11 protein-coding genes are annotated in these 13305 nt (G+C 72.1%); 1 reads left to right on the plus strand and 10 read right to left on the minus strand.

Annotated features, from left to right (window positions below; genetic code table 11):
- Positions 1–21: 21 nt before the first annotated feature.
- The 9 genes from NLX85_RS16895 to NLX85_RS16935 form a co-directional block, all read right to left on the minus strand.
- Positions 22–597, minus strand: coding sequence for an NADPH-dependent F420 reductase (locus NLX85_RS16895; protein ID WP_254336185.1), 576 nt, complete (start codon positions 595–597; stop codon positions 22–24).
- A 368-nt stretch (positions 598–965) separates the two neighbouring features.
- Positions 966–2312, minus strand: coding sequence for an NADP-specific glutamate dehydrogenase (gene gdhA, locus NLX85_RS16900; RefSeq protein ID WP_254336187.1), 1347 nt, complete (start codon positions 2310–2312; stop codon positions 966–968).
- Between the two features lie 433 nt (positions 2313–2745).
- A complete protein-coding gene (locus NLX85_RS16905; protein ID WP_254336189.1) occupies positions 2746–4629 on the minus strand; it encodes an L-lactate permease in 1884 nt (627 codons plus the stop codon).
- Positions 4630–4685: 56 nt separating this feature from the next.
- Positions 4686–6107, minus strand: coding sequence for a (Fe-S)-binding protein (locus NLX85_RS16910; RefSeq protein ID WP_254336191.1), 1422 nt, complete (start codon positions 6105–6107; stop codon positions 4686–4688).
- Positions 6107–7354 (minus strand): FAD-binding oxidoreductase, encoded by a 1248-nt coding sequence (locus tag NLX85_RS16915; RefSeq protein WP_254336193.1) that lies wholly within the window; start codon positions 7352–7354, stop codon positions 6107–6109. The genes NLX85_RS16910 and NLX85_RS16915 overlap by 1 nt, the downstream gene beginning before the upstream one ends.
- Positions 7354–8826 carry an FAD-linked oxidase C-terminal domain-containing protein gene (locus NLX85_RS16920; protein WP_254336194.1) on the minus strand — a complete coding sequence of 491 codons (1473 nt, stop codon included), beginning with the start codon at positions 8824–8826 and terminating at the stop codon, positions 7354–7356. Before NLX85_RS16920 ends, NLX85_RS16915 begins: the two co-directional genes overlap by 1 nt.
- A 29-nt stretch (positions 8827–8855) precedes the next feature.
- Complete coding sequence (gene aceB, locus NLX85_RS16925) at positions 8856–10439, minus strand: malate synthase A (RefSeq protein WP_254336196.1); 1584 nt, start codon at positions 10437–10439, stop codon at positions 8856–8858.
- A gap of 167 nt (positions 10440–10606) precedes the next feature.
- Positions 10607–11230 (minus strand): dihydrofolate reductase family protein, encoded by a 624-nt coding sequence (locus tag NLX85_RS16930; RefSeq protein ID WP_254336198.1) that lies wholly within the window; start codon positions 11228–11230, stop codon positions 10607–10609.
- Positions 11227–12141 carry an alpha/beta hydrolase gene (locus NLX85_RS16935; RefSeq protein ID WP_254336200.1) on the minus strand — a complete coding sequence of 305 codons (915 nt, stop codon included), beginning with the start codon at positions 12139–12141 and terminating at the stop codon, positions 11227–11229. Before NLX85_RS16935 ends, NLX85_RS16930 begins: the two co-directional genes overlap by 4 nt.
- Before the next feature lie 85 nt (positions 12142–12226).
- On the opposite strand from NLX85_RS16935, the gene NLX85_RS16940 reads away from it, so the two are divergent.
- The gene (locus NLX85_RS16940; RefSeq protein WP_254336201.1) at positions 12227–12982 is read left to right on the plus strand and encodes a PIG-L deacetylase family protein; all 756 of its coding nucleotides are present in this window, start codon (positions 12227–12229) and stop codon (positions 12980–12982) included.
- Here the strand turns inward: NLX85_RS16940 and NLX85_RS16945 are convergent.
- Positions 12943–13206 (minus strand): hypothetical protein, encoded by a 264-nt coding sequence (locus NLX85_RS16945; RefSeq protein WP_374628097.1) that lies wholly within the window; start codon positions 13204–13206, stop codon positions 12943–12945. The two genes, NLX85_RS16940 and NLX85_RS16945, sit on opposite strands and share 40 nt — an antisense overlap.
- Between the last annotated feature and the right edge of the window lie 99 nt (positions 13207–13305).

Raw genomic sequence — 13305 nt, forward strand, 5'->3', positions numbered from 1 at the left:
GCAGGACCAGGTAGGGGTGCGTCAGTTGACGATGCCGAAGCCGCCGGTCCACGGAACCTTCTCGTTCGCCGCCAGGCTGATCTGCAGGAAACCGATGGCCTCCATCTCCCGGGCGCGGTGGAGGGAGCCGACGTCGATCGCCTTCAGACCGGCGGCGGTGACAACGCCAACGAGGGCGGCCTTGGCGTCCGCGTCGTCACCGGCGATCAGCACGGTGGTGGTAAGCGGCCCGACAGCTCCCTCGGAGAGGGTGCCGGCGAAGGTGGTGTTGAACGCCTTGAGCACCCGCGAGCGCGGTAGCTTCGCCGCGATCTCCGCGGCGGCCGAGGAGTCGGCGGGAACGGTCAGGGAGTCGAAGGTCTCGAAGTTCAGCGGGTTGGTGATGTCGACGACGATCCGGTTGTCGAACTGGCCGGAGCGCTGCGCGAGCACCGGGTCCACGGCCGGATAGGGCACGGCGAGCACCACGATGTCGCCGGTGACCGGCTTGTCGAGGTCGTCCTTGCCGAGCATCTCCACGCCGTTGTTGCCCTTGGCGGCGACCGCGGAGATGGCGCGGCCCATGTTACCGGTGCCGATGATCGAAATTTGCGCCACGAGGCTCTTCCTTTCATTGATGGCTGCCGCTTCGGGAAGAAATTGGACCTGCAGCGGTCGGGCGGGCTCGCGCCCCAGCGGTGGGTCGCGTGGAGCCCGGGCAGCCTGGCAGCGGCCGCCCCCCGTCGGTGCGAAAGGACGGGCACTTCATTATCGACCCACCACGTCTCCGCCGTGGCCGCATCAACCGATGGCCGCCCGTCCACGGATCTGCGCCCGCCTCCTGGCCGTCACCCTCGATCACCAGACGAGGTGCCGTCCCGGATTGGTGGCCTTGGTGAGAACCGCCGTGCTGGAGGGGGCCGGCGGACGAGGGCGCAGGACTCCCCGGATTCTGCCCATCCCCCGCGCTACGAGGACGCGCCGTCTCAGATGAGACCGTGGGCGAGCATCGCCTCGGCGACGAGCCGGAAGCCGTCGATGTTGGCTCCAGCCACGTAGTTACCCGGCATGCCGTACTCGTCGGCGGTGGCGAAGCAGCGGGCGTGGATGGTGCGCATGACCTCCCGCAGCCGCTGTTCAGAATGGGCAAAGGTCCACGAGTCGCGGCTGGCGTTCTGCTGCATTTCCAGCGCGCTTGCCGCGACTCCGCCGGCGTTTGCCGCCTTGCCGGGCGCGAACCGCACCCCTGCCTCGGCGAAACCCCGCACCGCCTCCGGCGTGGTGGGCATGTTGGCCCCCTCCACCACGGTGGTGCAGCCGCCCGCGATCAGGCTGAGCGCGTCAGCGGCCGTGATCTCGTTCTGCGTCGCGCACGGGATCGCCACCTGGCAGGGCACCTCCCAGACCGGGCGACCGGCGACGAACGTGGCGTGCCGATGGCTCTCGACGTATTCGTCGATCCGTGCCCGGCGGACCTCCTTGAGCTGCTTGAGCGCCTCGACGTTGATTCCCTTCTCGTCGTGGACGTAGCCAGAGGAGTCCGAGCAGGCCACCACGGTGCCGCCGAGCTGATGTACCTTTTCGATCGCGTAGATCGCCACGTTGCCCGAGCCGGAGACCACCACCCGCTTGCCGTCGAGGCTGTCGCCGCCGTCGGCGCGCAGCATCTCCTCGGCGAAGAACACGGCACCGTAGCCGGTAGCCTCCCGGCGCACCTGGGCACCGCCGTAGCTGAGCCCTTTGCCGGTCAGCACCCCGGACTCGTACCTGTTGGTGATCCGCTTGTACTGCCCGAACAGGTAACCGATCTCTCGGCCACCGACTCCGATGTCGCCGGCCGGCACGTCCGTGTGCTCGCCGATGTGCCGGTACAGCTCGGTCATGAACGATTGGCAGAACCGCATCACCTCGCGATCGGAGCGGCCCTTGGGGTCGAAGTCCGATCCCCCCTTGCCGCCGCCGATCGGCATGCCGGTCAGAGCGTTCTTGAACAGCTGTTCGAAGCCGAGGAACTTCACGATTCCCAGATAGACCGACGGGTGGAAGCGGAGACCTCCCTTGTACGGGCCGAGGGCGCTGTTGAACTCCACCCGGAAGCCGCGGTTGATGTGGACCTCACCGCGATCGTCCTCCCATGGCACCCGGAAGATGATCTGCCGCTCCGGCTCGCAGATCCGCTCAATGATCTTCGCTTCGGCGTACTCGGGATGCCTCTTCAGGGCCGGCGCCACACTGTCGAGCACCTCCCGCACCGCCTGGTGGAATTCGCCCTCGCCCGGGTTGCGCCGCACCACCGAAGTGAAGATCGACTCAAGCTTGTCCTGTACCGACACGAATACTCCTCGGTGTGTAACCATGGCCGGTTCGCGACGGCGCGCCAGGCCACCCGCGGGGTCACCCACACCGCACGACCACATTTGTCGTGGTACGGCTGCTTCGGCGTGCTCAGCGAGAAGCTTCGGCAGGACGAGGTCTTCTCATGGACCTTGTCCGGTCCTTGCCAGCGCTTCGTCGTCGTTCACCCTGACATTCCCAGTTGCTGGTCCGTTACCGGCGGTACCGGTTGGCCAGATGACGGGTGTGCCGTAGCCCCGGCCCCCGACCTCCTCGCGGGGCCGCAATCGGGCTGGCACGCGGATAGCGCCCTTTCCGGAAATCGGCCGGCACGGGCCTGCCCCGGGGAACAGAAGCCTGCCGAGCCGGAGCCGCGACGGGACGAGCCCGGACGCCACATGATCTGTGGCGCCCGGGCGGTCGGACCTGCGATCAGGGCACCATCCAGTTCAGGACCGGGGATGCCTGGAGCGCGACCAGCACGCACATGAACAGCAGCAGCACGAGGCTCCAGCCGAACACCTTCCGGAAGATCTCCCCCTCCCGGCCGGCCATGCCGACCGCGCCGGCGGCGATCGCCAGGTTCTGCGGGCTGATCATCTTGCCCAGCACCCCGCCGGACGAGTTGGCCGCGGCCAGCAGCAGCGGGTCCAGCCCGGCCCGGGCCGCCGTCTGCACCTGCAACGCGCCGAACAGCGCGTTGGCGGAGGTGTCCGAGCCGGTCACCGCGACGCCGATCCAGCCGAGGATCGCCGACAGGAAGACGAACGCCCCGCCGGCCGCGGCGAGGAACGCGCCGAGGGTGTTGGTCTGGCCGGACTGGTTCATCAAGTACGCCAGGGCGAGCACCGCCATCACCGTGACGATCGCGTAGCGCAGCTCGACGTAGGTGCGGCCGTACGCGCGCAGCGCCCGGCCCGCCGAGACCCGCAGCACCAGCGCGGTCAGGATGCCGGCGAGGATCATCAGGGTGCCCGCCGCGGGCAGCCAGTTGAGGGTGAACGTCACCGAGGACAGCGGCTTGCCGTTGCCGCCCAGGATGTCCAGCCCCGGCCAGGGGAACTTCACCGTCCACGGCTCCTTCGCCAGGGCCGTCTTCACCGCGCCGAGGTTGGCGACGGAGAAGATCGCGATGATGATCAGGTATGGCGCGTACGCCCGGCCTATCTCGGCTGGCGTGTCCGCGATCCGCCGACCGCTCGCCGTGGCGGCGCGCACCTGGTCGGTGGGCCGCGGCTCCAGGTCGTCGTCGCCGCGGTGCCGGCCGGCGGGCGCGGTCTCGTCGATGCGCGGATCACCCGGCGGGGTCTCCCCGCCGGAGCCGCCCAGTCCGGGGGCGGCGGTGCTGGTGGTATCGGAGCGGGTGCCCGCGGCGGCGCGGACCGGGCCGTGGCCGGCCAGCTCCGCGTCGACTGCCCCGCGGGCGGCCGGCACGGCGGCGGCCTCCGGCTCGCGGCCGAGGTCGGCGGGGGTGACCGGGCGCCAGACGCGGACCAGCAGGACCACGGCGGCGGCCGAGACCAGCGCGGCGACGATGTCGGTCAGTGGCACGGAGATGTAGTTCGCCGCGACGAACTGCGCCAGGCCGAAGCTCACCCCGGCGACCAGTGCGGCGGGCCAGGTCTGGCGGATGCCGCGCCGCCCGTCGACCAGGGCCACCAGCATCAGCGGTACGACCACCGCGAGGATCGGGGTCTGCCGGCCGACCATCGCGCCGAGGGTGTCGACGGTGAGCCGGGGGTCGGGGTTGGCGCCACTGCTGACGCTGGCCAGCGTGACGATCGGGGTGGCGAGCGCGCCGAAGGCCACCGGCGCGGTGTTGGCCAGCAGCGACACCGAGGCGGCGTGGATCGGGCGGAACCCGAGCGCCATCAGCATCACCACGGTGATCGCCACCGGCGTGCCGAAGCCCGCGAGGGCCTCCAGCAGCGCGCCGAAGCAGAACGCGATGATGATCGCCTGGATGCGCATGTCCGGGCTGACCCGTTCGAAGGAGCGGCGCAGCACGTCGAAATGCCCGCTCTCGACGGTGAGGTTGTAGACCCAGATCGCGTTGATGACGATCCAGAGGATCGGGAAGAAGCCGAAGGCGGCGCCCTCGGTGGCCGAGAGCACGGCCTGCCCGATCGGCATGGCGTAGACGGCGATGGCCACGATCAGGGCGACCACGAGGGAGATCACGCCGGCCAACCAGGCCTTGACCTTCATGACGCCGAGCAGGACGAAGAGGGTGAGCAGGGGTAGGACCGCGAAGATGGCCGAGAGCGCGACGGAGTCACCGACGGGATCGGTGACGACCTTGAACTGGTCGAACATGGGTCACCTCGACGCTGTGGGGGGACGGGGGTCAGCGGTGACGGTGGATCCCGCCGTCAGGACGGGGTTCGCTGGTGCAGCAACTCCTCGACCCCTCGTCCGCGGATCGAGGCGTCGAGGACCTGGGCGGTGTGTGCCAGCGCGATGTCGCCGCCGGCGCGGGTCACCGAGGCGGCGACCTGCATCAGGCAGCCGGGGTTGGCGGTGACGAGCAGCCGCGCCCCGGTGGCCAGTACGGTGCGGGCCTTGCGGTCGCCGAGTTCGGCGGCCGGCCCGGGGTGGAGGATGTTCCAGATGCCCGCCGAGCCGCAGCAGATCTCCGGATCGGCGATCTCCCGCAGTTCCAGCCCGGGGATGTCGCGCAACAGCCGGCGGGGCTGCGCGCGGACGCCCTGGGCGTGGGCCAGGTGGCAGGCGTCGTGGTAGGCGACCGTCACCGGTAGCGGGTGCCGGGTGGCGACCGGGCCGAGCTCGACCAGCACCTCGGAGAGGTCGCGGACCTTGCCGGCGAAGTCGGCGGCGAGCGCCGCGTACCTTGGGTCGTCGCGCAGCAGGTCGCCGTACTCCTTGAGGGTGGAGCCGCAGCCGGCCGCGTTGACCACGAAGTAGTCGATGCCGGCGGCGGCGAAGGTGTCCACCATCCGGCGGGCGAAGCGGCGCGCCTCCTCCTCCCGTCCGTTGTGCACGCTCAACGCCCCGCAGCAGCCCTGCCGGTCAGGCAGGATCACCACCTCGCAGCCCTCGGCGGCGAGCACCCGGGCGGTGGCGGCGTTCACCTCGGGAAAGAAGGCGCCCTGCACGCAGCCGGTGAGCATCCCGACCACGGCCCGCCGGGTGCCGACGGCGGCCACCCGCTGCGGCGGGCGGGCGGCCCGGCCGAGCCGGGGGGCCAGCGACTCCACCGTCGCCAGGGTGGGTGCCAGCCGGCGCAGCAGCCCGCTGCGGCGGACCAGCCGGGGCAGGCCGGTGGCCTGGTACGCCCGCAGTGGCCCGCGCAGCAGCCGCAGCCGCCTCCGGTACGGGAAGAGCGCGAAGATCGCCGCCCGCAGCGCCCGGTCCCGAGGGCCGCGGCTGTGCCGGCGTTCGACCTGCTGGCGGGTGGCCTCGATGAGCCGGTCGTACTGGACGCCGGAGGGGCAGGCGGTCACGCAGGACATGCAGCCGAGGCAGCGGTCGAAGTGGGTGACCATGGAGTCGGCGAGCGGCTCGCCCTCGAGGCCCTGCTTCATCAGGTAGATCCGCCCGCGCGGCGAGTCCATCTCCTCGCCCCAGAGCACGTAGGTCGGGCAGGTGGGCAGGCAGAAGCCGCAGTGCACGCAGTCCGCGACCAGTTCGGCGGACGGCGGGTGGTGCTCGTCGAAGGCGCCGACGCCGGGCGGCTGGGCGGCCGCGCCGAGCACGTCCCGGGGACCGCTGGCCGGCTGGCTCCCGCCGGGTGAGGTGACCGGGGTCGGGCCGGGCTGCTGGGGGATGCTCATCAGATCCCTCCCACGAATCGGCCGGGCGCCAGCCGGGCGTCCGGGTCGAAGCGCTGCTTGACCCGGCGCATCAGCTCCAGGCCGTGGACCGGTCCCCACAGGTCGACGCGGTCCCGCACGGGCGCGGGGGCGGTGAGCACCACCGTGTGCCCGCCGACGGCGGCGGTCGTCGCCCGGAGCGCGTGCACCAGGCCGGCGACCCGTTCCGGGTCGGATGCGCCGGGCAGGCCGGCGTAGAGGACACCGACGCCGGCCGAGCCGCGCAGCGACAGCGGCAGGTCGTGCCGGTCGGCCGCCGCGGGGGCGTCGCTCAGCAGCCGGGGTACGCCGGAGAGCGCGGCGGTCAGCTTCAGGCCGACGTCCCCGTCCCGCCACGGATGACGTGCCCAGCCTTCGGGCGGCTGGTCGGCGTCGGTGGCGTCGGCGCCGAGCAGCCGGCGGGCCGCGGCGGCCCGGGCGGCCACCCCGGCCGGGGTGCCCTCCAGCAGCACGGTGACCGTCGCTCGCCCGCCGGCGGGCGCGTCCACCTCCAGCGCGGTGGGTACGAGCTGGGCCGCCCGTACGGTGGCGGCCAGGCGGCCGGCCTCGGCCAGGTCGTCCACGGCGCGGGAGACGTATGCGACGGTGGCGGGCAGCGGGTGCAGCCGGAACGCGCACTCCGTGATCAGCCCCAGCGTGCCGTACGCGCCGGTGACCAGCTTGCCCAGGTCGTAGCCGGCGACGTTCTTGACCACCTTGCCGCCGGCGTGCGCCACCACCCCGTCCGCGCGCACCAGGGTGACCCCGATGAGCAGGTCGCGGACCGTTCCGTAGAGCATCCGGCGCGGGCCGCTGGTGTTGGTGGCCACGGCGCCGCCGACGGTGCCGCCGGGCAGCGGTGCGTCGAGGGCGAGCTGCTGCCCGGCGCCGGCCAGGGTGGCCGGCAGCTCGTCGAGGCGGGTGCCGGCCCGGACCACGGTGATCAGGTCGCCGGCGGCGTGCTCGACCACCCCGGTCAGGGCGGTGGTGTCGAGGATCAGGTCGAGTCGACGGGGCGCACTCCCCCAGTCCTGCTTGGTGCCGCCGCCGCGGAACGTGACGGCCAGGTCGAGCGCGGCCGCCGCGCGCAGCAGGGCGGCGGCCTGGCCGGTGTCCCGGGGCGCGGCGACGTAGCGGGCCGCCGTCCCGGCGATGGTGTCGTGCTCGCCCGCGGTGCGGACGACCTCGGCGGCGGCGCGGAGCTGGTCGAGGGTCCGGTCGGCGGGCATCAGAACACCTCCGCCAGGCCGGCCTCCTGCGCCGGGTGGACCCCCTTGTGTCGGCCCGGCACCTCGCCGCACAGGCGGGGCGTCGGGAAGACCTTGCCGGGGTTGGCCAGCCCGTCCGGGTCGAACGCGCAGCGCAACAGCTGCATCGTGTCCAGGTCGTCGTCGGTGAACATGCGGGGCATGTACTTCGCCTTGTCCATGCCCACGCCGTGCTCCCCGGTGATCGAGCCACCGTGGGTGATGCAGAGGTCGAGGATCGCGCCGGAGACCTCCTCGGCGCGGACGGTCTCGCCGTCGACGGCGGCGTCGAAAAGGACCAGCGGGTGCAGGTTGCCGTCGCCGGCGTGGAAGACGTTCGCCACCCGGATGCCGCGCTCGGCGGAGAGTTCGCCGATGCGGCGCAGCACCTCCGGCAGGGCGGTCCGCGGAATCACCCCGTCCTGGACGATGTAGTCCGGGCTGATCCGCCCCACGGCGGCGAACGCGGACTTGCGCCCCTTCCAGAACAGCGCCCGCTCGGCATCGTCGGCGGCGATGCGGATCTCGAACGCCCGGTTCTCCCGGCACAGGCTCTCCACCTGCGCGAACTGGGCGGCGACCTCGGGTTCCGGCCCGTCCAGCTCGACGATCAGCACCGCCCCGCCGCCGGGCGGGTAGCCACAGTGCACCGCCGCCTCGGCCGCCTCGATGGCCAGGGCGTCCATCATCTCCACGGCCGCCGGCACCACCCCGGCCGCGATGATCGCCGAGGTCGCCGCACCGGCCTGGTCTGTCGTGGAGAATGCGGCGAGCAGGGTGCGCACCGACTCGGGCAGCCGGGTCAGCCGGACGGTCACCTCCGTGGCGATGCCGAGGGTGCCCTCGGAGCCGACGAACGCGCCGAGCAGGTCGTAGCCGGGGGCGTCGGGGGCGCGGCCGCCGAGGCGTACCCGGTCGCCGTCCGGGGTGACGAGCTCGACGCCGAGGACGTGGTTGGTGGTGAAGCCGTACTTCAGGCAGTGCGCGCCGCCCGAGTTCTCCGCCACGTTCCCGCCGATGGAACAGATCTGCTGGCTGGACGGGTCCGGCGCGTAGTAGTAGCCGTACGGGGTGGCGGCCCGGGTGACCGCCAGGTTGATCACGCCGGGCTGCACCACCGCCCGCTCGTCGTCCGGGGCGATCTCCAGGATGTTGCGCATCTGCGAGGTGACCACGAGGACGCCGTCGGCGCGGGGCAGGGCGCCGCCGGAGAGTCCGGTGCCCGAGCCGCGGGCCACGAACGGCGTGCCCGCGGCGACGCAGGCCCGCACGACGGCGGCGCACTGTTCCGCGTCCGCCGGGAGCGCCACCAGCGCGGGGACCACCTTGTACTGGGCCAGCCCGTCGCACTCGTAGGTGCGCAGCTCCTGCCGGTCGCTGATCACCCGGTCGGCGCCGATGGCGGCCCGCAGGGCGGCGGCGAGAGTGTCGAGGTCCGTCGTGGTCCTGCTCATCGCCACCTCCACGTCGCGTCGGCCGTCGGTCAGGGCATCCGTTCGTACGCGGGCACGGTCAGGAAGTCGGCGAACTCGTCGGCGACGGCGACCTCCATGAACAGCGCCCGGGCATCGGCGTAGTCACCGGGAGCACCGGGCAGTTTCCCGATCTCCTCGTCGGCGATCCGTTCGACCAGCTCCCGGGTGACCCGCTCACCGGTGTCGTCGAGGGTGACGTCGTTGTGCAGCCACTGCCACACCTGGCTGCGGGAGATCTCCGCGGTGGCCGCGTCCTCCATCAGGTTGTAGATGGCCACCGCGCCGGAGCCGCGCAGCCAGGTGGCCAGGTACTGCACGCCGACGCTGACCGCGTTGCGCAGCCCGCCCTCGGTTTGCTGTCCCGGGGTGGAGCGGACGTCGAGCAGCTCGGCGGCGGTCACCCTTACCTCGTCGCGGGTGCGGTCGAGCTGGTTCGGCCGGTCACCGAGGACGCGGTCGAAGACCTCCCGGCAGATCGGCACCAGGTCGGGGTGGGCGACCCAGGAGCCGTCGAACCCGTCGCCCGCCTCCCGGGTCTTGTCGTCCCGGACCTTCGCCAGGGCCGTCTCGTTGACCTGCGGGTCGCGGCGGCTGGGGATGAACGCGGCCATCCCGCCGATGGCGTGCGCCCCTCGCCGGTGGCAGGTTCGCACCAGCAGTTCGGTGTACGCGCGCATGAACGGCACCGTCATGGTCACCGAGTTCCGGTCGGGCAGCAGGAAGTCGGCGCCCCGGGTGCGGAACTTCTTGATCACGCTGAACATGTAGTCCCACCGGCCGGCGTTGAGCCCGGCGGAGTGCTCGCGCAACTCGTAGAGGATCTCGTCCATCTCGAACGCGGCCGGGAACGTCTCGATCAGCACGGTGGCCCGGATGGTGCCGCGCGGGATGCCGAGGCGTTCCTGCGCGAGCAGGAAGACGTCGTTCCACAGTCGCGCCTCGAGGTGGCTCTCCATCTTGGGCAGGTAGAAGTAGGGTCCGGCGCCGCGGTCGAGCTGCCGGCGGGCGCAGTGGAAGAAGTAGAGGCCGAAGTCGACCAGGCTGCCGGAGGTGCGCTCGCCGTCGACCAGGATGTGCTTCTCGCTGAGGTGCCAGCCGCGCGGCCGGACCACGATGGTGGCCAGCTCACCGTCGTGCAGGGCGTACTGCTTGCCGTCCGGCGAGGTGAAGCTGAGCTTACGATCGATCGCGTCGCGCAGGTTGAGCTGGCCGGAGATGACGTTCTCCCAGAGCGGGGTGTTGGCGTCCTCGTGGTCGGCCAGCCACACCTTCGCCCCGGAGTTGAGCGCGTTGATGGTCATCTTGGCGTCCGTCGGGCCGGTGATCTCCACCCGGCGGTCGACCAGGCCCGGCGCGGGGTCGGCCACCCGCCAGTCGGACTCGCGGATCTCCCGGGTATCGGGGAGGAAATCGAACGGCGCGCCTGCGGCGAGCTCGGCCTCGCGCCGCTTGCGCCGGTCGAGCAGGTCGCGACGGCGCGCGTCGAAGGCGCGGTGCAGATCGGCGAGGAAGCTCAACGCCTCGGGGGTGAGGATCTCGTCGTACCGGGGGTGCATCGGCCCGGCGACCTCGATGCCGGCAGAGTTGGCCATCGACTCGCTCCTCACCGTGATATGTGTCGCGATCTATCCGGTGGTGCTCCAGCCGACTGTAGTTCTCGCTGGTCATGGCCGCGAGTTGAGCGACGGCACAGGGGCCGGGAACGGTCGGTCCACTGCGGCGAGCGGTGCCTGACCTGCGGCGAGCGGTCGGGGCGGCGTCACCGCACCACGGCGTACCGCACGTGAACGGCGTACGGCGACTGGTGGACCGAGAGGATCTTGAGGTCGATGTCACGGTCGAAGCCCTCGAAGAGCCGCTTCCCCCGGCCGAGGACGACCGGGGCGGTGGTGATGCCGAGCTCGTCGACCACCCCCGCCGTGAGCGCCTGCCGGATGATGTCGGCGCCCCCGCCGATGGCGACGCCGCCGTCCCCGGCCGCCCGCCGGGCCGCCGCCAGCGCCTCCTCGAACCCGTCGACCATGAGGAAACCGGTGCTCGGATCCGGCTGGTCCGCGGTGCGGTGGGTGAGCACGACCATGGTCCCGCCGAACGGATTCCGGCCGCCCCACGCCCCGGCGCTGTCGTACATGCCCCGGCCGCACAGGCCGGCGCTCGTCCCCTCGAGCAACGCGTCGAAGTACGCACGGTCCTCGTCGGTCATGCCGGCGCCGGGTTCACGTTCCGTCTCATAGGTCCACGGCCCGCCCATCACCCAGTAGTGGAGCCGCTCACCGCCGATGCCGAGCCCCTGGCCCGCGCGATCGTCGGGACCGGTGACGTAGCCGTCCAGTGACACGGTGATGCCGGCCTTCACGGGGCCCTGCCGTTCGGTGGTGCTCACGCTTCCTCCTCCGACCATTGGTGCAGCACAGCGGCCAACTGGGCCAGAACGACATGAGCGGCGTCGAACAGGGCCAGCTTCCGCGGGAAATTGTGGATGAGCCCCTGGTACCGGGCCGCGGTGACGGGAACACCCGCCGCCAGCAGCTCGGCGGCGTACCGCTCCCCCTCGGCGGACAACAGGTCGAGCTCGGCGGTGACGACCACGGCGGGCGGCAGGCCGGTGAGGTCGGCCCGCAGCAGGTCCAGGTCCGGCTGCGTACGGTCCACGCCGGGTGGGGCGAACGCGTCCCAGAAGAACCGCATCTCCTCCCGGTCCAGGCCGTACTCGTCCAGCGCCGGGTAGTCGGCCGCGGGATCGATGACGGGGCAGACGAGGATCTGTCCCGCAAGCCGGATCCCGGCGTCCCGGGCACGCCGGGCGGTCACCGCCGCCAGGTGTCCGCCCGAGGAGTCACCGGCCACCGCTGTCCGGCCCGGATCAAGGCCGTGCCGAGACGCCTCCGGCCCGCGCAGCCAGGTGAGCGCGCGCACCATGTCGTCCACCGGGGCCGGGTACGGATACTCAGGCGCGAGCCGGTAGTCCACGGAGAGCACGGCCCAGCCGGACGCGGCCGCCAGGTGCCGGCACAGCCCGTCGTGGGTGTCCACGCTGCCCATCACCCAGCCTCCGCCGTGCGCGTAGAGGACCACCGGCAGCGCGTCGTCATCGCCGTCGCGGTAGAGGCGGGCGGGCACGCCGCCGGCGTCGACGGTCATCACGGACCGGATCGCCGGTCCGCCGCCCACCTCGGCGGGAGTCGCCTGGACCATGCTGAGCCGTGCCGCCGGCAGGTTCGCCCGGGTGAGCGGGACACGCTGCTGGACTCGCATCGCCGCCCGCGCCTGCGGGTGGAGCCGGCTGAGGTCCACCCGGTCAGTATCACCGGCCTGGCGGAGGTCAGTGTTGCCGACACGGCGGTACCGGACGGGTGACCAGGCCGTTACGGTCTGGACCGTGGACGAGCTTCTGCCGGCGCTGCCGGAGGACTGGGACCGCTGTCTGGCCGTGGTCGCACACCCCGACGACATCGAGTACGGTGCGGCCTCGGCGATCGCCCGCTGGACCGCTCAGGGCAAGCAGGTCACCTACCTGTTGGCCACCCGGGGCGAGGCGGGGATCGACGCGATGCACCCGGACCAGGCCGGGCCGTTGCGCGAGGAGGAGGAGCGCGCCGGGGCCCGGGAGGTCGGCGTACACGTCGTGGAGTTCCTCGACCACCGCGACGGCGTCGTCGAGTACGGTCCGGACCTGCGCCGCGACATCGTGCGGGCGATCCGCCGCCACCGGCCCGACGTGATCGTCTCGGGCGCGTTCACCGTCCGCATGGTGGGCGGTATGACCAACCAGGCCGACCACCGGGCAGTGGGACTGGCGGCGCTGGACGCCGCCCGCGACGCGGGCAACCGGTGGATCTTTCCGGAGCTGGTGGACGAGGGGCTGCCACCCTGGGGTGGTGTGCGCTACGTCTGCTTCGGCGGCGCCGAGCGCCCCACGCACGGCGTGGATGTCACCGGTGAACCGTTGCGGCGCGGCATCGCCTCGCTGGCCGCGCACGCGGAATACACCCAGGGCCTGGGAGTGGCCGGACCGGAGCCCGGGCCGTTTCTGACCTGGGCGGCCCGCCAGGGCGGGCCGGCGCTGGGCGTGGAGGCGGCGGTCCTGTTCGACGTTCACGCCCTCGCCTTCGAGGGCCCACCACCCTGGCTCTGAGCCCTGCCGGAAGGTGACGGGTCACCACCGCCGTCATCGAGGTCACCGACGAGCGAGTCTGGGGCACGCATGCGCCACGCGTCGGTGACGAGCTCCTTCAGCCGATCGACGCTCACCTGCGCCATCCGCAGCATGAGCAGGGGCAACCCGTCATACGCGGGCGTGGTGAAGAAAACCTCTGGCTCACCGAGGAGTAACGCCTGCTTCTCCGCTTCGTCGCCCACGTACAGCACCGCGATGTCGGTCCGGATGCGGCGCGGCGTACCGGGTCTGCGCTCGACCCGCCAGCAGCGAGAGCGTTTCGTCGTTTCAAGGAGCGCACG

Origin of the sequence: Micromonospora sp. A3M-1-15 (genome assembly GCF_024213425.1) — a bacterium.
GTDB lineage: Bacteria > Actinomycetota > Actinomycetes > Mycobacteriales > Micromonosporaceae > Micromonospora > Micromonospora chersina.

What these genes read in the sequence shown, in the direction of transcription:
- NLX85_RS16905 (WP_254336189.1), bottom strand. Translation starts at nt 4,629, where the DNA reads ATGTTCGACCAGTTCAAGGTCGTCACCGATCCCGTCGGTGACTCCGTC.
- NLX85_RS16910 (WP_254336191.1), bottom strand. Translation starts at nt 6,107, where the DNA reads ATGAGCATCCCCCAGCAGCCCGGCCCGACCCCGGTCACCTCACCCGGC.
- NLX85_RS16915 (WP_254336193.1), bottom strand. Translation starts at nt 7,354, where the DNA reads ATGCCCGCCGACCGGACCCTCGACCAGCTCCGCGCCGCCGCCGAGGTC.
- NLX85_RS16920 (WP_254336194.1), bottom strand. Translation starts at nt 8,826, where the DNA reads ATGAGCAGGACCACGACGGACCTCGACACTCTCGCCGCCGCCCTGCGG.
- aceB (WP_254336196.1), bottom strand. Translation starts at nt 10,439, where the DNA reads ATGGCCAACTCTGCCGGCATCGAGGTCGCCGGGCCGATGCACCCCCGG.